16 protein-coding genes and 1 pseudogene are annotated in these 21,481 nt (G+C 70.2%); 13 read left to right on the forward strand and 4 right to left on the reverse strand.

The annotated features are described in order from the left end of the window. Positions 1-212: 212 nt before the first annotated feature. From ACWCRD_RS30685 to ACWCRD_RS30720, 8 genes and pseudogenes are all read left to right on the forward strand, one after another. Positions 213-587, forward strand: a pseudogene (locus ACWCRD_RS30685) (MarR family transcriptional regulator); the annotation flags it as partial. 277 nt (positions 588-864) lie between these two features. Further along, a complete protein-coding gene (gene glnII, locus ACWCRD_RS30690; protein WP_450969001.1) occupies positions 865-1,896 on the forward strand; it encodes a glutamine synthetase in 1,032 nt (343 codons plus the stop codon). Positions 1,897-2,008: 112 nt separating this feature from the next. Beyond that, positions 2,009-2,131, forward strand: a complete 123-nt coding sequence (locus ACWCRD_RS30695; protein ID WP_365845753.1) for a hypothetical protein — start codon at positions 2,009-2,011, stop codon at positions 2,129-2,131. Between the two features lie 80 nt (positions 2,132-2,211). Beyond that, positions 2,212-2,769 (forward strand): winged helix-turn-helix domain-containing protein, encoded by a 558-nt coding sequence (locus ACWCRD_RS30700; protein WP_450969002.1) that lies wholly within the window; start codon positions 2,212-2,214, stop codon positions 2,767-2,769. 78 nt (positions 2,770-2,847) lie between these two features. Beyond that, positions 2,848-3,840, forward strand: coding sequence for an SDR family oxidoreductase (locus ACWCRD_RS30705; RefSeq protein ID WP_450969003.1), 993 nt, complete (start codon positions 2,848-2,850; stop codon positions 3,838-3,840). Between the two features lie 173 nt (positions 3,841-4,013). After that, the gene (locus ACWCRD_RS30710) at positions 4,014-5,285 is read left to right on the forward strand and encodes a sensor histidine kinase (RefSeq protein ID WP_450969004.1); all 1,272 of its coding nucleotides are present in this window, start codon (positions 4,014-4,016) and stop codon (positions 5,283-5,285) included. Beyond that, on the forward strand, positions 5,270-5,923 hold the full coding sequence (locus ACWCRD_RS30715) for a LuxR C-terminal-related transcriptional regulator (protein ID WP_450969005.1): 654 nt from the start codon (positions 5,270-5,272) through the stop codon (positions 5,921-5,923). The genes ACWCRD_RS30710 and ACWCRD_RS30715 overlap by 16 nt, the downstream gene beginning before the upstream one ends. Positions 5,924-6,112: 189 nt before the next feature. After that, positions 6,113-7,672 (forward strand): DUF1996 domain-containing protein, encoded by a 1,560-nt coding sequence (locus ACWCRD_RS30720; protein WP_450969006.1) that lies wholly within the window; start codon positions 6,113-6,115, stop codon positions 7,670-7,672. A gap of 65 nt (positions 7,673-7,737) precedes the next feature. Here ACWCRD_RS30720 and ACWCRD_RS30725 read toward each other — a convergent pair whose 3' ends face one another. Next, a complete protein-coding gene (locus ACWCRD_RS30725; protein ID WP_450969007.1) occupies positions 7,738-8,154 on the reverse strand; it encodes a hypothetical protein in 417 nt (138 codons plus the stop codon). A gap of 100 nt (positions 8,155-8,254) precedes the next feature. On the opposite strand from ACWCRD_RS30725, the gene ACWCRD_RS30730 reads away from it, so the two are divergent. The 5 genes from ACWCRD_RS30730 to ACWCRD_RS30750 all read left to right on the forward strand — a co-directional run bounded on the left by ACWCRD_RS30730 (position 8,255) and on the right by ACWCRD_RS30750 (position 13,670). Then, on the forward strand, positions 8,255-8,782 hold the full coding sequence (locus tag ACWCRD_RS30730; protein ID WP_450969008.1) for a tetratricopeptide repeat protein: 528 nt from the start codon (positions 8,255-8,257) through the stop codon (positions 8,780-8,782). Between the two features lie 49 nt (positions 8,783-8,831). Next, positions 8,832-10,751 carry a hypothetical protein gene (locus ACWCRD_RS30735; protein ID WP_450969009.1) on the forward strand — a complete coding sequence of 640 codons (1,920 nt, stop codon included), beginning with the start codon at positions 8,832-8,834 and terminating at the stop codon, positions 10,749-10,751. Positions 10,752-10,990: 239 nt separating this feature from the next. Further along, entirely contained in the window at positions 10,991-11,884 is an 894-nt protein-coding gene (locus ACWCRD_RS30740) for a metal-dependent hydrolase (RefSeq protein WP_450969010.1), read from the forward strand. Further along, complete coding sequence (locus ACWCRD_RS30745) at positions 11,884-12,924, forward strand: PDR/VanB family oxidoreductase (protein ID WP_450969011.1); 1,041 nt, start codon at positions 11,884-11,886, stop codon at positions 12,922-12,924. Before ACWCRD_RS30740 ends, ACWCRD_RS30745 begins: the two co-directional genes overlap by 1 nt. A 56-nt stretch (positions 12,925-12,980) precedes the next feature. After that, entirely contained in the window at positions 12,981-13,670 is a 690-nt protein-coding gene (locus tag ACWCRD_RS30750; RefSeq protein ID WP_450969012.1) for a TetR/AcrR family transcriptional regulator, read from the forward strand. 113 nt (positions 13,671-13,783) lie between these two features. On the opposite strand, the gene ACWCRD_RS30755 is transcribed toward ACWCRD_RS30750, so the two are convergent. The 3 genes from ACWCRD_RS30755 to pulA form a co-directional block, all read right to left on the reverse strand. Next, complete coding sequence (locus tag ACWCRD_RS30755; RefSeq protein WP_450969013.1) at positions 13,784-14,143, reverse strand: 5-carboxymethyl-2-hydroxymuconate Delta-isomerase; 360 nt, start codon at positions 14,141-14,143, stop codon at positions 13,784-13,786. A 38-nt stretch (positions 14,144-14,181) separates the two neighbouring features. After that, on the reverse strand, positions 14,182-15,804 hold the full coding sequence (locus ACWCRD_RS30760; RefSeq protein WP_450969014.1) for a SpoIIE family protein phosphatase: 1,623 nt from the start codon (positions 15,802-15,804) through the stop codon (positions 14,182-14,184). Positions 15,805-15,874: 70 nt separating this feature from the next. Next, positions 15,875-21,250 (reverse strand): pullulanase-type alpha-1,6-glucosidase, encoded by a 5,376-nt coding sequence (gene pulA / locus ACWCRD_RS30765; protein ID WP_450969015.1) that lies wholly within the window; start codon positions 21,248-21,250, stop codon positions 15,875-15,877. Positions 21,251-21,481: the final 231 nt, after the last annotated feature.

The following is a 21,481-nucleotide window of genomic DNA, read 5'->3' on the forward strand; positions in this document are numbered from 1 at the left end:
GTGTGAGCGGGCATTGCGCCGGCGGTTCTGCTGGATCGGGGGCACAACTGGGGGTGTCTGTCCTCGGTCTGCTGTTACGGATCTGCCTCTTGCCGCAGTGTCGCTGTCGACCTGTCTGCCGCCGCGGGTGGACACGACCCGGCATCTCCCCTTCCCGCCGCGGGCGGTAGCGGCGCCGCCTCACACTCCGCACATGCCGCGCAGCGCCTCCCGCCCGTTTCGCGTCCCGCAACGGCATGCACCCCCCGGACGTACGCGCCCTGATCGCCCTGATGGACGCCTCCCGCGCGGGCGAGGAGATGACGGCGGGGCGGCTCGGCACCGCGCTCGGACTGAACTCGGCGGGGACCACCGCCCTGGTCGACCGGCTGGAGCGGGCCGGGCATGTGCGGCGACTCCGTGACCCGCGGGACCGGCGCAAGGTCGTGATCGAGGTGGACGAACGGGCGGTGGAGCTCGGGTGGTCCTTCTTCGGGCCGCTGATCGAGCAGACGGTGGAACTGCTGCGGGGATACGACGACCGGGAGGTGGCCGCGATCAAGGGGTTCCTGGCCGGAGTGCGGGACGCGGCCGCGGCAGAAGGCTGACCGTCCGGCCTCATGCGCAGAACCCCATCGCATACGAGCCGCCGTACGACAGCCCGTCCGCGCCCGCCGACCGCATCGACCTGTCGACTTGCTGTGCCCCACCCGCCCTCACACCGTGAATCGCGCCACACCACCGCCAGGTAACACGGGGTTCACACTCGAGCAATGGCCGGGAAATCGCCTGTTGACAGGCTCGCGGACATCCACCGCGGCGCCTCAGTGCCGCAGCGCCGCAGCACCCGCAAGTGCGTAGACACATCCCCGAAGGAAGTGGCCCGTGACCTTCAAGGCTGAGTACATCTGGATCGACGGCACCCAGCCGACCGCCAAGCTCCGTTCCAAGACGAAGATCATCGCGGGTGAGCCCGCCGGTCTGGACGCGCTGCCGATCTGGGGCTTCGACGGGTCCTCCACGAACCAGGCCGAGGGCCACTCCTCGGACCGTGTCCTCAAGCCGGTCTTCACCTGCCCGGACCCGATCCGCGGCGGCGACGACGTCCTCGTCCTGTGCGAGGTCCTCAACATCGACTTCACGCCGCACGAGTCGAACACCCGCGCCGCGCTGGCCGAGGTCGCCGAGAAGTTCGCCGCGCAGGAGCCGATCTTCGGCATCGAGCAGGAGTACACCTTCTTCCAGGACGGCTACCCGCTGGGCTTCCCCAAGGGCGGCTTCCCGGCCCCGCAGGGCGGCTACTACTGCGGTGTCGGCGCCGACGAGATCTTCGGCCGTGACATCGTCGAGGCCCACCTGGAGAACTGCCTCGCGGCCGGCCTCGCCATCTCCGGCATCAACGCCGAGGTCATGCCCGGCCAGTGGGAGTTCCAGGTCGGCCCGGTCTCCCCGCTGGAGGTCTCCGACCACCTGTGGGTGGCCCGCTGGCTGCTCTACCGCACCGCCGAGGACTTCGGCGTCGCCGCGACGCTGGACCCGAAGCCGGTGAAGGGCGACTGGAACGGCGCCGGCGCGCACACCAACTTCTCCACCAAGGCGATGCGCGAGAGCTACGACGCGATCATCACCGCCGCCGAGTCGCTGGGCGAGGGCTCCAAGCCGCTCGACCACGTCAAGAACTACGGCGCCGGCATCGACGACCGCCTGACCGGTCTGCACGAGACCGCCCCGTGGAACGAGTACTCCTACGGCGTCTCCAACCGCGGCGCCTCGGTCCGTATCCCGTGGCAGGTCGAGAAGGACGGCAAGGGCTACATCGAGGACCGCCGTCCCAACGCCAACGTCGACCCGTACGTGGTGACGCGGCTGCTCGTCGACACGTGCTGCTCCGCGCTGGAGAAGGCCGGCCAGGTCTGATCCCCGGTTTTCGGCAAAAGGGGCGTCCACCGTTCGCGGTGGGCGCCCCTTTTGCCGTCCAAGTAGTGAGAGAAGGGTCCTCGTCGGGGCCGGTGTCTGCTTCAATGAGGTCATGGCCAGCTTCAAGAACCACACCGCGACGGGTCGCCATGACCTCGAGCCGTTCTGGCCTTCCCGTCAGCACCACGACTTCGACCGGGTGTGTTGCCGCGCGATGAACGCGCCGGCCCTCTAAAGCCGTACACCCCGGCCTTCGGCCAGCGCGACACGTCGTACGTCCCCGACGAACCTCTCGCGCGAAAGAGCTGACCTCTCATGGCAACCATTCGTTCTCTGCCCGCCGCCACGCTCGACACCCCCGCCGCCTCCGCGAACGGCTCACGTCATCGGCTGCGCGCCGTGGGCCGGGACGAGGTACTCGACGTCTCGGAGTTCCTGCCGCCGGGCGCCACTTGGCTGCCCGCGCCCCAGCACACCCTGCCCACACTGCCGGGACAGCCGCCGATGGTCGGATACCTCGTCCTCATCCCGGCCGACCGCCCGCACCTCGCCGAGGCCGACGTCCCCGAAGCAGCTGGCAACCCCCTCGTCCGCATCGACTCCGCGCAGCGCACCGCCGAGGTGAACGGGCGCGAACTCGACCTCACCTACCTGGAGTTCGAGCTGCTCGCGCATCTCGTGGCGCATCCGCACCGGGTGCATACCCGCGACCAGCTGGTCACCACGGTGTGGGGGTACGGCCATGTGGGCGACGGCCGCACCGTCGACGTCCACATCGCGCGTCTGCGCCGCAAGCTGGGCGCCGAGCACCGCGGGACGATCCAGACGGTGCGGCGGGTCGGGTACAAGTACACGCCCCCGACCGGCCGTTGACCGTCCACCGCGCGTTCGTTCTCTGCTGACGGCAGATTGCCGTTCCGTCCCGCGGGCCGACCGGGCAGGCTCACCGGCATGAGACTTCTGGTGCTGGGTGGAACGGAGTTCGCGGGACGGGCCGTCGTGGAGGCGGCCCTGGGGCGCGGCTGGGAGGTGACCGTCCTCAACCGGGGACGGCACCAGGTCCCGGCCGGGGTACGAGCGTTGGTCGGCGACCGCACCGCGGCGGACGGGCTCGCCGCCCTTGCGGAGGGCGAGTGGGACGCCGTCGTCGACACCTGGTCGGCGGCGCCCCGGGCGGTACACAGCGCGGCACGGCTGCTGCGGGGTCGTGCCGGGCGGTATGTGTATGTGTCGAGTTGCTCGGTGTACGCATGGCCCGCACCGGCCGGGCACGACGAGAGTGCCCCGCTGGTCGAGGGGGCCGAGCCCGACGCGGACATGACGGACTACGCACGGGACAAGCGGGGTGCGGAAATCGCCGCCGTCGAGGCGTTCGGGGCGGAGCGCTCCGTTCTCGTACGGGCCGGGTTGATCCTCGGCCCGTACGAGAACATCGGGCGGCTGCCGTGGTGGCTGGGGCGGATCGCGCGGGGCGGCCCGGTACTCGCCCCGGGGCCGCGGGAGCTGCCGCTCCAATACGTCGACGTGCGGGACATGGCCGAGTGGATCCTCGGCTCGGTCGAGCGGGAGTTGAGCGGGCCGTACAACATGGTCAGCGAGCAGGGTCATGCCACCATGGGCAGCCTGCTGGACGCGTGCGTGGCCGTCACCGGGTCGGATGCGGAGCTGCGGTGGGTCGACCCCGGGGTCATCCTCGAAGCGGGGATCGAGCCGTGGACCCAGCTGCCGGTGTGGGTGCCGCCGGGCACCGACATGCATGACTCGATGCACAGCGGGGACGTTTCGCGTGCGCTTGCCACGGGACTGCGGTGCCGGCCCGTGGAGGAGACGGTCGCCGATACCTGGCGTTGGCTCCAGGGGATCGGCGGCACCGCGCCCGCACGGCCGGGGCGGCCGCCGGTGGGGCTGGATCCGGTGGTGGAGGCGAAGGTACTGGGGGAGTGATCAAAGTGCGGGTCGCTGGGGGCTTGTCGCGCCCACGCGGCGGAGCCGCATGTCGACACGGCCCCGCGCCCCTGAAGGCAGGGCGGTGTCCTCCCGGGGGTGTAGCTGGTACCACCCTCCAGCCGGGGGCCCGGCCCCGTGACCCCCGGTCCCCGCTCGGCCAGACTTCTGCCATGAACACCAACACGAAAAGCGGCACCCTCTCCGCGAGGGTGCGGGCCGTTGCTGTGGCGGCCGGGCGGGGGTTCGTGCTGGCCCTGGTGAGCCTGCCCGGAGCGGTTCTGTGGTTCACGCTGGCCCTTGTGTCGATCTCGCTCGTCCCGATCGGCCTCGGGCTCGTCACGACGCCGTGGGTGCTGGCGAGGGTGCGGGCGTTCGCCGACCGGCGGCGGGTGCTCGCGGCGCGGTGGTGCGGAATGCGGATCCCGTCGGCGTACCGGCCGATACCCGAGGGCGCCAACCCCTGGACGCGGACGTACGCCCTCCTCCGTGACCCGGCGGTCTGGCGCGATCTGCGGTGGCTGCAGGTCGACATGACGGCGGGGTACATCACCGCACTGCTGCCGGCCGTCCTTGTCCTGTACCCCCTGGAGGGCTTCGCGGTCGCCGCCGGGCTGTGGCGGCCGCTCTCCGCGTACGGCGGGTACTGGTACGGCTTCGTGCACGTCACCGACCAGGCCTCCGCGTTCGGCGCCGGTGCCCTGGCCCTGGTGATTCTGGCCTTCGCCTTCCCGCTCGCCCCGCGGCTGCTGACCGCCCACTTCCGGCTCACCCGGGCGGTGCTCGGCGCGAGCCAGGCCGAACTGGCCGAGCGGGTGCAGGTGTTGACCGAGACCCGGAAGGACGCCGTCGACACCTCCGCCGCCGAACTGCGCCGTATCGAGCGGGATCTGCACGACGGGGCGCAGGCGCGGCTGGTGGCCATGGGCATGGATCTGGGCACCATCGAGATGCTCCTCGACAAGGACCCGGCGAAGGCCAGGCAGCTCCTCGCGCAGACCCGGCAGTCCTCCGTGGACGCGCTCGCCGAGCTGCGCGACCTGGTGCGCGGCATCCACCCGCCGGTGCTGGCCGAACGCGGACTCGGCGATGCCGTAAGGGCGTTGGCGCTGCGGCTGCCGCTGCCCACCGAGGTGAACGTCGAGCTGCCGGGCCGCGCGGACGCGCCGGTGGAGTCGGCTGCGTACTTCGCGGTCAGCGAGGTGCTCACCAACGCGGTCAAGCACTCCGGTGCCGACCGCCTCTGGATCGACCTGCATCACGGCGAGGACAAGCTGCGCATCAGCGTCACCGACAACGGCAAGGGCGGCGCGGTGATCGGAGCCGGTTCGGGCCTCGCCGGAGTCGAGCGGCGCCTGGGTACATTCGACGGCGTCCTGGCCGTCAGCTCTCCCGCGGGCGGTCCCACCATGGTCACCATGGAGATCCCTTGCGCGTTGTCCTAGCCGAAGACCTCTTCCTGCTGCGCGACGGTCTGGTACGGCTTCTGGAGGCCTACGACTTCGAGATCGCCGCGGCCGTCGAGTCCGGCCCCGAGCTCGCCCGGGCGCTGGCCGAGCTGGAACCGGACGTCGCCGTGGTCGACGTACGCCTGCCGCCCACGCACACCGACGAGGGGCTGCAGTGCGCACTGCAGGCCCGCCGGGACAGACCCGGGCTTCCGGTGCTGGTGCTGTCCCAGCACGTGGAGCAGCTGTACGCGCGCGAGCTGCTCGCCGACGGCAGCGGTGGGGTCGGGTATCTGCTGAAGGACCGGGTGTTCGACGCGGACCAGTTCGTGGACGCCGTACGGCGGGTCGCGGCCGGTGGTACGGCCATGGACCCGCAGGTGATCCAGCAGCTGCTCTCGCGGCGGGCCGCCGACGACCGGCCGCTCGCGCGGCTGACGCCCCGTGAGCGGGAGGTGCTGGAACTGATGGCGCAGGGCCGCTCCAACGCGGCGATCGCCGGGCAGCTGGTGGTGACAGAACGGGCCATTGCCAAACACACCTCCAACATCTTCACCAAACTGGACCTGGAGGTCTCGGACGACGACAACCGTCGCGTCCTTGCGGTTCTCGCCTATCTGGACCGGGGCCAGTAAGCGGTTGCTGATTTTCCGTAACTTCCGCTGCTCAGGCGGCGGTTGGGTCGCAAAGGCCCGGTAAACCTCTGATTTGTTTGTGAGGCTGCTGAACACCCCTGGGACCACACGCGTATGAGTGGGAGCCGCTTCACTCCTGTCGGGCGCCTCGATGCCCCGCCAAGCCCGCAAGGAAGTCAGAGGAGTTCCATGGGACGCAACACACGCAAACGCCGTACGCCGCTGGCCACCAAGGCCATAGCCGCATCGGCGGCCCTAGCGCTCGGTGGGGGCGGGCTGATCTGGGCGAACTTCTACGCCTCGGCGCACGAGTCGAACAACTCGGGGATGAACCAGACCAAGGCCGCCGCCGGTCAGGTCGCCACGATCGCCTGCCCCGACGTCCAGCAGAAGCTGACGAACGTGCCGGCCAGGGCCCAGCAGGGTGTGGCCACGGAGCTGGCGAACCTCGACAAGCAGGTCACCGAGGCCTACACCCGGCTCGCCTCCACCCGGCAGGCGCAGGCGGGCGACGCGAGCTTCGTGCAGAACGCGATCGTCGGCCCTCTCAAGGAGAAGCGCGCCGCGACGCTCGACCGCATCCGCATCGACATCCAGCGGGTGGGCGGCCAGGTCGACGCGGCCGGGCTGAGCGCGCTCGCCGCCTGCACCACGCAGACCGCCAACCAGACCACGGCCGGCGGTCAGAACAACCAGAACGGCGGCCAGCAGCAGAACGGCGGTCAGCAGCAGAACGGCGGTCAGCAGCAGAACGGTGGCCAGCAGCAAAATGGCGGCCAGCAGCAGGGCAACGGGCAGGCCGGGGCCGGTCAGAACATCGGCGGTCAGGCCGGCAACGGCCCGGTCGCGGCCGACTTCGTGGACATCACCAAGGTCCAGCCGAACGTCGCCCAGAAGCCGCAGGCCAACGGCAACGCCTCGAAGGGCGTCTTCGTCACCAAGTGCGGTGTGAACGCCAACAAGAACCACAACACGGACAACGTGATCGTGGCTCCCGGCGTGACCAACGGCGCGCACCACCTGCACGACTACGTCGGCAACCAGAAGGTCAACGCGTTCGCGAACAACAACACGCTGATCGCGGACCAGACCAGCTGCCAGAACCAGGGCGACCTGTCGGCCTACTACTGGCCGGTGGTGCGTATCCAGAACGGCACGCAGGACTTCGACCAGAACGCCGACGGCGGTGGCAAGGAAGGCAACGTCGGCAAGATCCTGACGCCGATCCAGGCACAGATCAAGTACGTCGGCAGCCCGACCAGCAAGGTCACGGCGATGCCGCAGTTCCTGCGCATCATCACCGGTGACGCCAAGACCACGACCAACGGTCTGGCGAACGCCAACGCGCACTGGAGCTGCACCGGCTTCGAGAACAAGGTCCAGCTGACGACGCAGTACCCGATCTGCCCGCAGGGCAGCAACGTGGTGCGCACCTTCGCCTTCCAGTCCTGCTGGGACGGCAAGAACATCGACAGCGCCAACCACCGCACGCACGTCGCCTTCGCCGACGCCAACGGCAACTGCCAGAACGGCTTCAAGGCGATCCCGCAGCTGACGATGCGTCTGGTGTACAAGATCAACCCGCCGGTCCTGCAGAACGGCCAGGTGAAGAACGCCTACGCGGTGGACGGCTTCCCCGAGCAGCTGCACAAGGCGGCAACCGACCACGACGACTTCATCGCGGTCTTCAAGAACAACCTGGCGAACAAGATCGCCAACTGCATCAACAGCGGGCAGCGTTGCCAGTGACGAGGCCCTAGGGAAGCGGGCGGTGGGAATCTCCCACCGCCCGCTTTTCGTATGTGGCGCGAAGCTCAGCCGTTGTGGCCGGTGTGCGCGCTGTGGTTGGTGCCGATCTCCTCGTCGCCGCCGAGCGTGTGCTGCAGCGCCTTGACCACCTTGTCCTCGCCGACGGCGACCCACTTGCGGCCGACGAGGTAGAAACCGCCGTAGTCCTTCGCGTCGTTGATCCACTCGCGCTGGCCGCGGTCGGTGGCGAAGGTGGCGAAGACGTACTTGCCGTCGGAGGTCGTGCAGATCGCCTGGCGGACCTCGTCGGAGTCGATCTGCATGTCCGGCTTGCACTTCACCTTGGCGGCCAGGCTCTCCAGAGAGCCGGTGGCGGCGGTCGGCACCTTGGCCGCCGCGTCGCTGTTTCCGGTTCCACAGCCCGCCAGCGCCAGGACGCCCACGGCTCCGGCCACGGCGAGCATCGGTCGGGTCAACCTCATCTGTTCCTCCGGGTCGCTCTGCTGGCCCTGAGGGCCCGTCCCCTTCGATACGGGCGTGACAGCCGTCGCGCTCAAAAATACGACTGTCTGCTGTGCACGTGTGTGCGAAGCTGCTCCGGTGAATCAAGACTGGGAAGACCGCGTGACCGCCGCCTGGGCCACTTTCGACGACTATCCGGAGGAGCGGGCTGCCGACTTCCGGGCCGTTGTCGACGCCCTCGCCGCCGAGGTGCCCGACGGCAGCCCGCTCGGTCTCTTCGAGCAGGCCTGCGCCTGGGACTCCACCGGGCACTCGGACAAGGCCGTACTCCTGTACCGGGAGGCGCTGGCGCGCGGGCTGGGCGAGGTCAGCCAGTACAAGGGCCGCAGGGCCAAGATCCAGTTGTCCAGTTCGCTCAGGAACACCGGGCAGGCGGAGGAAGGTGTCAAGCTGCTGACACCGGAACTGGACGCGCCCTCCGACGAGTTGGACGACGCGGTACGGGCGTGTCTGGCACTGTGCCTGTCCAGTCTCGACCGGGACCGCGAAGGGCTCTCCCTGGTGCTCGGCGCCCTGGCGCCGCATCTCCCCCGCTACCAGCGCTCGATGGCGAACTACGCACGGGCGCTCGTCGAGCCCGAGGGCTGAGTCACCCGCGCGGCGGTGACTATCCCACGATTCGCTCGTTTTGCTGAACGTGCAGTCACAGGATGTCGCCCCGCGCCCCGCACCGTCCCCTTCCGACTCGGCCGTCGACGTCGAACAGGCCGAGGCCGCGCTCGTCGAGCACTACCCGCGGCTGGTCCGGCTCGCCTACCTGGTGCTGCCGCCGAGTCTCGGCCGCAACCGGCGCGTGGTGACCGCGCACGCCCTCACCCAGCGCGCCCTGCCCCGCGGCCGGGCGCAGGCGCCCGCCGTCCCGGACCGCTCGACCGGGCGCAACGGCGACCCCGGGTACGCCTTCGTCCGCCTCCAGGTGCTGCGCACGGCACTGGAGGCGGGCCTGCCGCTGAAGCGCACGGCGCTCCCCAAGCGGTCCCAGCTGCCGCCGCTGCTCCCCCAGGTGTGGGGCCTGCGCCTCTTCCCGCGTTCGGGCGGCGCCGACGAACTCGCCCTGGACCAGCGGCTGTCCGCCCTGTCCGGACCGGCCCGCGCCGCCTACGTCCTGCGCGGCCTGGAGCAACTCCCCGACGGCGACGTGGTCAGGGTGCTGACCGCCGCCGGCTGCGAGACCCCGCAGGACGCGCTCCAAGAGGCCGACGAGGTCCCGGAGCAGTACGCCCTGCTCGACTCCCCCGAGTTCGACCCCTGCTCACTGCATGCCCGGCCCACCGATCTGATGCGCCGCAGACAGCACACCAGGGCCGCGCTCGCCGCCGCGGCGGCCGTCGCCGTGTGCGGGGTGCTGTTCGGTCTGCCCGGGGACGGCTGGGCCCCCGACGGCGCCGCCGCCCCCGTGTACGCACAGAACCCGGCGGCCGAGGCCGCCCTGGACCCGGCCAGGCTGCTGCGGGTCGCCCCCACCGCCTGGACGACCTCCGCGCGCACCGACTTCTCCGTCTGGCCCGCCCGCGGCGACCTCACCGGCGACAAGGCCCTGCTGCGCCGCGCCCTCACCGTCTGGGCCCGCCCCGGCGAGAGCGTCCAGGTCTCCGCGACCCCCGGCACCCCGTCCGGCGGCCCCTCCGGCCCGCCCCAGCTGCTGTACGCCGGAACCGTCGACAGCGCACGGGTGGTGATGCTCTACGACGGTCTGCGCATCGCCCGGTACGCCGAGCCGAAGAGCGACGCGAAGGGCGCCGCTCTCGACTTCGCACGGGTGGACGGCGCCGACCGCTCCGAGGCGAACGCCCTGGTCCTGGACCGGGCGGACGGCAACGTCCGCTATCTGACGGCCCCCTGGGTGAAGGAGGCCGCCGAGCGGGACCTCCTCAAGCCGGCCACCGGCACGACGGCCCTCGCCCTGACCGGCGGCGTCACGGCACCGCTGGCAAGCCCCGCCGCCGGGAGCGGCGACTGCACGTCGTGGAAGGTGCTCCAGCTCACCGACGCCACCGGCACCCGCCTCAGCACCGACCTCGGCGAGCTCGTGCCCGCCCATCTCACCACCGGACGGCCCGGCGCCACCCACGAGGTCACCGGCGCCCTGGCCCTGCACTCCTGGGCGCCGTACGCATGCTCGCTGGCCTCGATGCGCTCGGCGGGGGTGCGTACGGTCAACGCCTGGGCGTACGGCCGTCAGCCGCTGCCCGACGCGAGCGGCGTGGCGGACTGGGTGTGCACCCGGGCCGAGACCTGGCGGGGCGGCGGGACGCGCGTGCTGGCGCAGTTCCACACGCCGGGCGGCGCGTACGGGGCGGTCGCCGCGAAGGCGGAGAACGTACCGGCGTGCGGGGCGAAGGACCCGCAGGTGCTCGCCGGGGTGCTGTGGAAGTCGGAGGCGAAGAACTGGTACCTCCTCGCGGCCGGCAGCCCGGGAACGTCGTCGATCAGTACGACGGGAGGGGTCAGCGCCTCCGCCCCGGGCAGCCTGCTGGCCGTACGGGCCAAGCAGGGCGTGCGGGCCGAGCTGGCGGGGACCCTGGCGGACGGGCGGCAGATCAGCGGACTGCACTGAGCGCTCCGCGGGATGTGCGGCGCTGGGCCGTCGACCGTCCGCGGCATAGTCGTGGCTGGTCGCGCCCCGCGGCGGAGCCGCAAATGGATACAGCCCCGCGCCCCTTTGGGGCGCTGCCGAACCGCAGCGGACTTTACCGAGGCCGCTCAGCGCCACTCGCCCCCCCCTTGCTGACACCGGCGTCAACAAGTCCCCGCCGAAGGGTTCCACTCGGACTTACCCATCAGTACATTGACGCCATGTCTAACACGCAGGCCTCGGAGCGGGTCGTCCTCAAGGCGCGGAAGGTGTCCTTCTCCTGGGAGGAGACCCCGCTGCACTGGGTGCCTGGGGATCCCTTCACCACGCACACCATCAATGTGCTGCATCTGCTGCTGCCCGCCGGTGAGCGGTGGTTCGTGCACGTCTACAAGCAGGTGCTTCCGTACATCCGGGACGAGCGGCTGCGCGAGGACGTCATCGGGTTCATCGGGCAGGAGGCGATGCACTCGCAGGCCCACGACGAGGTCCTGCCGCATCTGAAGGAGCTCGGGCTCGATCCGACGCCGTACACCGCGCAGGTCGACTGGTTCTTCGAGAAGCTGCTCGGCGACCGGACGCTGCCGCCGGGCAGGGCCCGCAAGTGGTGGCTGATGGAGCGGGTCGCGATCATCGCGGCGATCGAGCACTACACCGCGTTCCTCGGCAACTGGGTCCTCAACGCCGAGGAGCTGGACCGGCGGGGCGCCGACCCCACGATGCTGGATCTGCTGCGCTGGCACGGCGCGGAGGAGGTCGAGCACCGGTCCGTCGCGTTCGACCTGTTCCTGCACGTCGACGGCGGCTACCGGCGCCGTGTGCGCACCTGGGCCACCGCGTTCGCGGCGATCGTGTTCCTGTGGCAGCGCGGGGCGCGCTTCTTCATGGAGAACGACCCGACGCTGATCGACGGCCGCGCGAGCTTCAAGGAGTTCTACGTGCGCGGCAGGCGAGGCACCCTGCCCGCGACCGGCGACATGCTCAGGTCCATCCCGCGATACCTCAGCCGCGCCTACCACCCCTCCCAGGAGGGCTCCACCGAGCAGGCCGTCGCCTATCTCGCGTCCTCCCCCGCGGCGGTCGCGGCCCTCGCGGCGGAGAAGGGAGCCCTGTGATGCCGAAGCTGCGCACGGTCGTGGTCGCCGCGGGCACGGCCGTGCTGGTCAGACGGGCGATGCGGCGCCGCATCCGGACCTCGCCGCTGTGGCCGATGCCCGCCCTGGAGAACCCGACCTCCGGGCGGCCGCGATCGCGGGCGCTGAAGCTGCTGGTCGCCTCGCGCGAGACCGTCGCCGACGGCGTCGTACAACTGCGCCTGGAAGGAAGGGACCTGCCGCGCTGGGAGCCCGGCGCGCATCTCGACCTCGTACTGCCTTCGGGTCTTGTGCGGCAGTACTCGCTGTGCGGCGACCCCGAGGACACCTCCTCGTACACCGTCGCCACCCGGCTCATCGAGGACGGGCGGGGCGGCTCGCGCGAGGTGCACGAGCAGGTCACCGAGGGGATGGAGCTGGAGGTGCGCGGGCCGCGGAACCGCTTCCCGCTCGTCGAGGCCCCGTCGTACGTCTTCGTCGTCGGCGGCATCGGGATCACGCCCGTGCTGCCGATGCTGCGGGCGCTCGGGGACGGCGCGCGGTGGCGGCTGGTGTACGGCGGGCGGACGCGGGCGTCGATGCCCTTTCTGGAGGAGCTCGGGAAGCTGGGCGGTGACCGGGTGACCGTCGTCGCCGAGGACGAGGACGGACTGCCCGATCTCGACGGCCTGTTGGCGGGTACGGCCGAGGACGCCGCCGTGTACTGCTGCGGCCCGGAGGGGCTCATCGCCGCGGTCGAGGAGCGGTTCCCGCAGGTCCGCCTCGAACGCTTCACACCCCGTACGCCGGCCGACGGCAACGGCGCCTTCGAGGTCGAACTCCGGCGCAGCGGACGGACGTTGACCGTGCCGGCCGACTCGACCGTACTGGGCGCCGTGCGCGCCGCGCTGCCGAACACCGCCTACTCCTGCGAGCAGGGCTTCTGCGGAACCTGCCAACAGCGGGTGCTGGAGGGCGAGGTGGAGCACCGGGACGAACTGCTGACGGACGCCGAGCGTGCCGACTCGATGCTGATCTGCGTTTCGCGGGCACGAAGTGAGCGTCTCGTGCTGGATATGTGAACACCGATGGCCGGACCGGAGCGTTCCGGGCCGGATCCGATCGGTAAGGTGTTCGCATGACTACCGGGGTACGCCGCAGAATGGGAGTCGAGGAGCGGCGGCAGCAGTTGATCGGCGTCGCCCTCGAACTGTTCAGCCAACGCTCTCCCGACGACGTCTCCATCGACGAGATAGCCGCCGCCGCGGGCATCTCCCGCCCGCTGGTGTACCACTACTTCCCGGGCAAACTCAGCCTGTACGAGGCCGCGTTGAAGCGTGCGGCGGAGGATCTGGCGGGCCGGTTCAAGGAGCCGCAGGAGGGCCCGCTGGGCGCGCGGCTGCTGCGTGCGATGCGCCGCTTCTTCGACTTCGTGGACGACCACGGCCCCGGTTTCTCGGCACTGATGCGCGGAGGCCCCGCGGTCGGCTCCTCGGCCACCAACGCCCTCATCGACTCCGTACGCCAGGCCGCATACGAACAGATCCTGTCGCACCTGGACGTCCAGAACCCACCCGCCCGCCTGCAACTGGTCGTACGCTCCTGGATCTCCCTGGCCGAGTCCACCGCCCTGATCTGGCTGGACGGCCGCCGCATCCCCCGCGCCGAACTGGAATCCCAACTGGTCCACGACTTCGCCGCGCTGGCGGCGGTGAGCGCGGCCTACGACGACGAGATGGGCGCGCTGCTGCGCCGCATGGTCAAGGACGAGCCCCCAGACGGTCCCTTCGCGGATTTGGTCGCACGCCTACTCGCCCTGGCTTCTTAAACCGCCGGTCCGGGTTTTTGCTTTTAGGGGCGCGGGGCTGTATCAATTTGCGGCTCCGCCGCGTGAGCGCGACAAGCCACGATGGCGCTCCAGGCGACCGGCGAACGGAACCCTCACCGCTCGAACTTCCGGTACGACGCATCAAGGTCCCGCACCTCGGCGGAGGCATGCAGCACCGCATGACCGTCGTCCTCGACGTGCTTCTTCAGCAGCTCAAGGACGGTCTCGGTGAGCTTCGCCTTCGTCTCCTCGGTGCGGCCGGCGAGCAGTCCGATCATGACGTGCACCACGGCGTGACCCTCGTCCGAGGGGTCCTCGTAGCCGAACGCGGTGACCTCGGACGCGCGGAACTGCGTCTTGCAGGCCTCCGGCTTGGCGGCCGCGATCTCGACGAGCGCGGTGTGCAGGTCGTGGGCGAAGCCCTCCCGGTCGAAGTCGATCGACTTCGAGTGGTCGACGGTGATCTGCGGCATGGGCACTCCTGTTCCAGAACGGCTGCGACCGGCTCAGCCTAATTGCTCAGCTGAAGCGCGAGCATCGCGATGTCGTCCTCGCGGTCGTGCCCGAAGCAGGCCAGAAGGGTGTCGCACAGGGCGTGCAGGCCGGGCAGCGCGCCGACGGCCGCCGAGCGGAGCTGCTCCATGGAGAGGCTCAGGTCCGTGCCGCGGGTCTCGATCAGGCCGTCGGTGACCATGAGGAGCCGGTCGCCGGGCTCCAGGAACAGCTCGGTGGGCGGCGGGTGCGGCAGGCCGAGGCCGAGCAGCGGGCCGTCGGCCTTGGCGTACTCGGCGTCCCCGTTGGTGCTCAGGATCAGGGGCGGGATGTGGCCCGCGTTGGCGATCCGGGTGCGTCCGGTCTCGGGGTCGATCAGCGCCAGGCAGACGGTGGCGGTGACCTCCGGGTGGTAGTGCTGCAGCATCCGGTCGAGCCGCTCGACGAGCACGGCCGGGTCGCTCTCCTCCACGCAGTAGGCGCGCAGTGCATGCCGGATCTCGACCATGACGGTGGCCGCCTCCAGCGAGTGGCCGACGACGTCGCCGACCCCGGTGAGCGCGCCCTCGTCGGTGCGCAGGGCCGCGTAGAAGTCGCCGCCGATCTCGGTCTCCCGGGACGCCGGTACGTAGCGGACCTCGACATCGATGCCGGGCAGCTCGGGCAGCCGGTGCGGCTGGGGCAGGAAGCTGTGCTGGAGGGTGAGGGCGACATGCCGCTCGACCTGGTACATCAGCAGCGGCTCCGCGGCGAGCGCGGCGGCCTGCGCCAGCTGGGCCACCAGTGCCTCCTCCTCGGGGTTCACCCGGCGCACCCCGCGGGTGGGCGTGGCCAGGCACACGGGGGCCTGGCCGTCCTGGGTGAGGACCAGTGCCAGCCGGGCGTCGTGCTGCATGCCGGGCCGGAAGAACCCGGCGGGCCACAGCGGCGCGGGCACGGTGGTGATCTGCACCCCGGCCTGTCCGCGGGTGAGCCGCCGCAGCAGTCCGGCCACGGTCCGGTGGGCGCCCGCGTCCGGCAGGGCGAGGGAGGTGCGGTCCCGGGAGAGGCCGCTGTACAGCTCGTCGTCCGGGCCGAGGACGAAGACGGCGGCGGGGCCGCCGATGAGCCGTGCGGTGCCGTCGGCGGCGGCGTCGGCGAGTTCCTGCAGGGAGCGCGCGGCCTGGATGGTGACGATCGCCTGGGAGAGCATGGTCAGCCGCCGTACCAGCGCCTGGTCGTCGGCCCGCAGCCGGGCGGTGCGCACCGCGGACCGTACGACCGCCTCGATCTCCTCGGGCTCGGCGGGCACCGTCAGATAGATCTCGGCGCCCGCGTCCAGCCCCTGGCAGCGGTCGACCGGTGCCACGGCGGCGGCCGAGAAGTGCACCACGGGCAGGCCCGCCATGTGCGGCCGTTCCTTGAGCCGCCGGCACAGGTCGAAGCCGCTCATGTCCGGCAGGTCGATGTCGACGAGGGCCACGTCGGGCAGGGCGCCCTTGCGCAGCCGTACGTCGAGTTCGACGAGCGCCTGCTGACCGGTGGCGACCGGTACGACCTGGTGTCCGGCCCGGCGCAGCACAGTCCCCATCGCGTACCGGCTGGCCGCGACGTCGTCCACGACCAGCACGGTCGTGTCTGTGAGCTTGCCGTTGAGGTCCATCTTCCAGCCCTGGGACAACGCCGATGGGGCAGACCGGGATTCGGCCTGCCCCACCAAAGTAATGCCCCTGTCAGGAGATCCGGGAGAATATCGCGACACTGCGCCCCGGAACGGCGAACGTGCCCGATTTCCGCTCATAGGAAGAGGTCTTGACGATAGGGTCGGCGCCCGCCGCCTGCACCGGGTGCAGCCGGTAGCCGGTTCCGGCCAGGGAGTCGACGCGCTGCTCTCGCCTGCTCGGCGTCGCGTTGAAGACGACGACCAGGTCACCGAGGACCATGGTGATCACGCCGGGCGTCTCGTCCTTCCCGGACAGCGGGAAGGACAGCTTCGACTGCACCTGCGCGGCCGTGTCGAGCGAGAAGACGCCGTCCGTCGAACGGATCTTCAAAAGGTCCTGGTAGGCGGCCGAGGCGCCCTCGATCTGCGGGCAGCCGACCCGCACCGAGCTCAGCAGCGGCTTCGCATACGGCCACTTGGACTGGTTGTCGGCCGCCATCGGCAGCCCCCGCCCGAAGCCGTTGCCGTCCGTGCAGTTCCAGTGGACGGCGTTGAACCAGTCGCCGCTGTCGAACGAGTTGCGGTCCAGGGACTTGGAACGCAGCAGGTCGGAGCCCGCCTGGGAGAGGGACGGTCCCTGCGAGAGGGTGGCCGTCGCCATCGCGAGGACCTGCATCCTGGCCCGGTCGGCGGCGCTCGTCGAGGCGGGCAGCTTGTAGGTGAGGGCGTCGAAGAGGGACTCGTTGTCGTGCGCGTCGGCGTAGGCGACGGCGTCTCCTGGCGCGTCCGCGTAACCGGCCGGCTGGCCGTTGTAGTCGACCTCGGCGCCGGTGACCTCCTTGCCGTCGGTGTCGGTGAAGCGGTACTTGGCGAGGTTTCCGGACAGACCGATCTTGATCAGGTCCTGGTAGTGCAGCAGGCGGGCCTTCTGCTCGGCCGAAGTGCCGTTCGCGGTGGACGAGTTGGGGTCGGTGTACAGGCCGGAGGCGAAGCCCTGGACGCGGGGGTCGGAGTCGAAGGGGCTGCCGCCGCGCACGGCGTCACGGGCGCGGTCGGAGAAGGTCGCGATGCCCGTCCCCGCCATGTTCTTCTGCGTGGCCTGCACGAAGCGGGCGTCGTCGGCGACCTCGCCGAAGTTCCAGCCCTCGCCGTACATGATGATCTTCTTGCCGTCGACGCCGTCCTTCGCGGGGGTCAGCGCGTCGAGCGCCTTGCGCACCGCGAGAATGTTGGCCTTCGGCTGGTGCCCCATGAGGTCGAAGCGGAAGCCGTCGACCTTGTACTCCTTGGCCCAGGTGACGACCGAGTCGACGACCAGCTTGCCCATCATGGAGTTCTCGGTGGCCGTGTTCGCACAGCAGGTGCTGTTGGCGACCGAGCCGTCCGCGAGGAGCCGCTGGTAGTAGCCGGGCACCACCTTGTCGAGGACGCTGGTGTCGGCCTGACCGGCGGCCGCCGTGTGGTTGTAGACGACGTCCATGACGACCCGCAGCCCGTCCTGGTTGAGCCCCTTCACCATCTTGCGGAACTCGACGGTACGGCCGGTCCCGTCCGGGTCGGTCGCGTACGAGCCCTCGGGGACCGTGTAGTGGAAGGGGTCGTAGCCCCAGTTGTAGGCGTCCTTCGCCGCGCTCTTCGCGACGCACTCCTGCTGCTTGTCGGAGTCGGCGGCGTAGGAGGCGAGGTCGCAGTCCGGCGTCGCCTGGTCCGCCTTCTTCTCCGGTACGGTCGCGAAGTCGAAGGCGGGCAGCAGGTGGACGTACGAGGTGCCCGACTTCGCCAGCTCGCGCAGGTGCTTCGAGCCGTCGCTGTTCCGGTCGGTGAAGGCCAGGTAGGTGCCCTGCTCCTCGGCCGGCACGGTCTTGTCCGCGACGGAGAAGTCCCGGATGTGCAGCTCCTGGATCTGGGCGTCCTTCAGCGGTACGGCCTTGGGCTTTGCGAGGCTCGACCAGCCGCTCGGCGCGAGGGACTTGTCGTCCAGGTCGACGACCAGGCTGCGCCCGGAGTTCGCGGTGAGGGCGACCGAGTACGGGTCGGTGACCTTGTTGGTGACGACCTTGCGGACGCTGGGAGCCCACACCTTGACGACGTACCGGTAGGGCTTGTTCTTCCAGGACGCCGGGCCGGTGACGGACCAGACACCGGTGGAGTCGTCGCGCTTCATCTTCTTGAGCGAGCCGTCGAGCTCCAGCGCCACGCTCTGCGCGGTCGGCGCCCACACGGCGAGCGTGGGACGACCCTTGTGGAACGTCGGCCCCAGCTCCGCCTTGGTCGCGCTCGCATACACGTCGTCGAGTACGCCGGCGATCTGGACGCCCGTCGCCGCCAGCACCGCGCCGTTCGCGGCCCGCTGGGAGGCGACGATCTGGCCGTCGAGGGCCTCGCGCACCCGGTCGCGGTCGCGCGGGTCGACGGACCAGGCCGTGTAGTCCTTCAGATACGGGAACCTGGCCTTCTGGGCGTCGGTGAGGGTGGTCTTCGCAAGGCGCAGCCAGCGTTCGTCGTCGCTGGTCAGCGCGCCGTCCTTGACGGCGATCGAGCCGTCGTGGGAGTAGAGCAGCTGGGTGGAGGCGGCGGCGTCGGAGCCGTTCCAGGCGACCGTGTTCCGGTCGATCCAGATCGCCTTGGAGGTGGTCAGATCGAGCGAGGCGGCCGACCCGGCGGGCTGCGGCAGCAGGTACTTCTCCTGGCCGTTCAACAGCCACACCTCGTGGCCGTTGGCCTTGAGGTCGAGCGACTGGTCGGCCGGGAGGTCCTTCTCGTCGCCCTTGTGGAGGATGTAACTGAGGCTGGTGGCGCCGTCGCTGAGCGGCACCTCGAAGACCGCTCCATAGGCGTCGGTCCTCACCGGCTTCATCGGGCTCGACCAGTCCGTGGGGCTCGCGGCACCGGTCCACACGTGCAGACCCCAGCCGTCGTAGTTCCCGTCGGCGCGGTGGTAGTGGATGACCGCCTTGCTCTTGTCCTGCGCCGGGTAGTCGGGGCGTGTCGTCTGTACGGCCTCCTTGCCCTGCTCGATCCAGACCTCGCCGGTCCTGGTGACGTCGATGGTGCGGTCGGTGGAGACGTCCTTGTTGCCGTCCTTGTCGACGACCAGGAACCCGACGCCGGCGGCGCCCGGCTTCAGCTTGACGTAGGCGAAGGCGCCGTACGCATCACGCCCGACGAAGGGGTGTCCGGCCGGCCAGGTGGTCGACTCGCCGTCGGCGAGGTCGCCCCAGGCGTACAGACCCCACTTGTCGTAGTCGCCGTCGGTGCGCTTGTAGTGGACGACCGCGTAGTCGCGGGAGGAGGCGGTGGGGGTCTCCGCGGCGGGCGGGGTGCCGGTGGTGGAGGCGGCGGTGGCGCTCGCCGTGTGCCCGGCGGTGTCGACGACGACCGCCTTGTAGCGCAGGGCGGTTCCGGCCGGGACGGCCTTGCCGATGACCTGCGTGACCTTGTACGGAGCGTGGTCGGCGGAGCCGAGTGTCTGCCACTTGCCGTTGCCGACCTGGGCGGCGAAGACGACGCGGTTGAGCTGTCCGCCGGCGACGTCCGCGGAGAGCTCCACGGTGCCGGTGGCGCCTGCGTCGGGGGCCTTCAGGGTGAGGGTGGGTGCGGTGGTGGGCTTGGCGAGCCTGCCCGCCGCCTTGAGGACGATCGCCGAGCCGGCCGGGACGGTGACGGTGATCTTGTTGTCGCCGTCAGAGGTCACGTCGTCCGAAGTCCCGTAGATTCCAAGGAACTTCATGTGCGCCGAGCCGGTCGCGAAGGTCGCCGTCGTCGCCTCGCCGGCGTTGTTGAGGGCGACGACGTACTCCTGGCCGGTCCTGGCGTCCGTACGGGAGAACGCGTAGACACCGGAGCCGTCGGCCGCGTACCGCTGCGTCTGGACGCCGTCCGCGAGGGCGGGATTGTCCTTGCGCAGCTTGCTCAGCGCGGCGATCTGCCGGTAGAGCGGCGCGCTCGGGTCGTACGAGTCGCTAGCGTGGGTGCGGTCGGTGCCGATCTCGTCGTCGTCGAGGTAGTCGGCGACCTTCGAGGCGAACATCGTCTGGCGGGCGTCCTTGTCGCCGCCGGAGCCGGTGAAGCCCTGCTCGTCGCCGTAGTAGACGACGGGGTTGCCGCGGCTGAGGAACATCACCTCGTTGGCGAGCTCGTCCTTCTTGAGGATCTCGGCGTCGCCGGCCTTCGGGTTGTCCTGCTTCAGGAAGTACCCGATGCGGCCCATGTCGTGGTTGCCGAGGAAGGTGACCTGCTCGTACGCGTTGGCCTTGTCGGTCGTGTACTTGTAGTCGTCGCCGAAGAGCGAGGCGAGCTTCTGCGCGCTGCCGCCCTGGGAGGCGTAGCTGCGGGCCGCGTCCTGGAAGGGGAAGTCGAGGGTGGCGTCGAGGCGGCCCTGGGTGACGTACGGCGAGGTGATCGAGGTGTCGGCGGAGTAGACCTCGCCGAACATGAAGAAGTCCTTGCGCCCCTGCCTGGCCGCGTAGGCGTCGAGGGCGGTCGCCCACTGGGTCCAGAAGTCCATGTCGACGTGCTTGACCGTGTCGATCCGGAAGCCGTCGATGTCGAAGTCGCGCACCCACCGCTCGTAGATCTTCTCCATGCCCCGCACGACCTCGGGACGCTCGGTCCACAGGTCGTCGAGGCCGCCGAAGTCCCCGTACGTGGCGCTCTCACCGGCGAAGGTGGAGTCGCCGCGGTTGTGGTACATCGTCGGGTCGTTGAGCCAGGCCGGGACCTTGGCGTTCTTGTCCGCGGCGGCGACGGTCGGCGTGCGCGGGAAGGAGCCGGCGTCGACCGCGGGGAACTTCTTGCCGCCGTCCGCGTAGTCGGCGTCGTCGAAGGGGCGGCCGTCCTTGGTCAGGTAGGGGAAGGCGCCCTTGGAGAGGTAGTCGTAGGACTTCTCCTTGTAGTCGACGACGTCCGCGGTGTGGTTGGTGATGACGTCGAAGAAGACCTTCATGCCCTTGGCGTGCGCCTTGGCGATGAGGGTTTCCAGGTCCTTGTTGGTCCCGAAGTGCGGGTCGACCTGCGTGAAGTCGGTGATCCAGTAGCCGTGGTAGCCGGCCGAGGCGTTGCTGCCCGTCCCCTGCACGGGACGGTTCTTGAAGATCGGGGCCATCCAGATGGCGGTGGTGCCCAGGCCCTTGATGTAGTCGAGCTTCTCGGTCAGGCCCTTGAGGTCGCCGCCCTGGTAGAAGCCCTTGTCGGTGGGGTCGTAGCCGGTGCTGAGCCGCGAACCCGTCAGCCCTCCCCTGTCATTGCTGGTATCCCCGTTGGCGAAACGGTCCGGCATGACGAAGTAGAACTGCTCGCGGGTGTCGTCGTGCCGGGCGGGCGCGGCGGCGAGCTTCGCGTCGGAGGGCGGCGGGGGCGGGGTTGCCGCGTGCGCCGCGAGTGGCTGGATCAGGGCTGCGGCGAGCGCGGCGACGGTGACGGCCGCGACCCGTCTGACTTGTATCACCGGTGTGAACTCCTAGCGACAGCGGCTCTCTTGGGTCCGACCCCGCGTGACCGTACCGCTGGCGCAAGTGTTACAGCAAGAGTCTTGAAAGACATGGCAAGAACTTTCAACGCCAATCTTGACGTGCCCTTCTCAACGCCCCCACTCTCACGACTGGTTGAACCTCAAACACCCTCCATCGGAGCCGCACATGACCAGACACCGACCCCCAGGTGTCTTCCGGCGCACGGC

Source organism: Streptomyces sp. NPDC002092 (genome assembly GCF_053593775.1).

Bases quoted from the DNA above. Each gene is read 5' to 3' on its own strand.
- ACWCRD_RS30720 (WP_450969006.1), top strand. From the start codon at position 6,113: ATGGGACGCAACACACGCAAACGCCGTACGCCGCTGGCCACCAAGGCC.
- ACWCRD_RS30705 (WP_450969003.1), top strand. From the start codon at position 2,848: ATGAGACTTCTGGTGCTGGGTGGAACGGAGTTCGCGGGACGGGCCGTC.
- ACWCRD_RS30745 (WP_450969011.1), top strand. From the start codon at position 11,884: ATGCCGAAGCTGCGCACGGTCGTGGTCGCCGCGGGCACGGCCGTGCTG.
- ACWCRD_RS30755 (WP_450969013.1), bottom strand. From the start codon at position 14,143: ATGCCGCAGATCACCGTCGACCACTCGAAGTCGATCGACTTCGACCGG.
- ACWCRD_RS30710 (WP_450969004.1), top strand. From the start codon at position 4,014: ATGAACACCAACACGAAAAGCGGCACCCTCTCCGCGAGGGTGCGGGCC.
- ACWCRD_RS30750 (WP_450969012.1), top strand. From the start codon at position 12,981: ATGACTACCGGGGTACGCCGCAGAATGGGAGTCGAGGAGCGGCGGCAG.
- ACWCRD_RS30695 (WP_365845753.1), top strand. From the start codon at position 2,009: ATGGCCAGCTTCAAGAACCACACCGCGACGGGTCGCCATGACCTCGAG.
- ACWCRD_RS30700 (WP_450969002.1), top strand. From the start codon at position 2,212: ATGGCAACCATTCGTTCTCTGCCCGCCGCCACGCTCGACACCCCCGCC.
- ACWCRD_RS30760 (WP_450969014.1), bottom strand. From the start codon at position 15,804: ATGGACCTCAACGGCAAGCTCACAGACACGACCGTGCTGGTCGTGGAC.
- ACWCRD_RS30725 (WP_450969007.1), bottom strand. From the start codon at position 8,154: ATGAGGTTGACCCGACCGATGCTCGCCGTGGCCGGAGCCGTGGGCGTC.
- ACWCRD_RS30740 (WP_450969010.1), top strand. From the start codon at position 10,991: ATGTCTAACACGCAGGCCTCGGAGCGGGTCGTCCTCAAGGCGCGGAAG.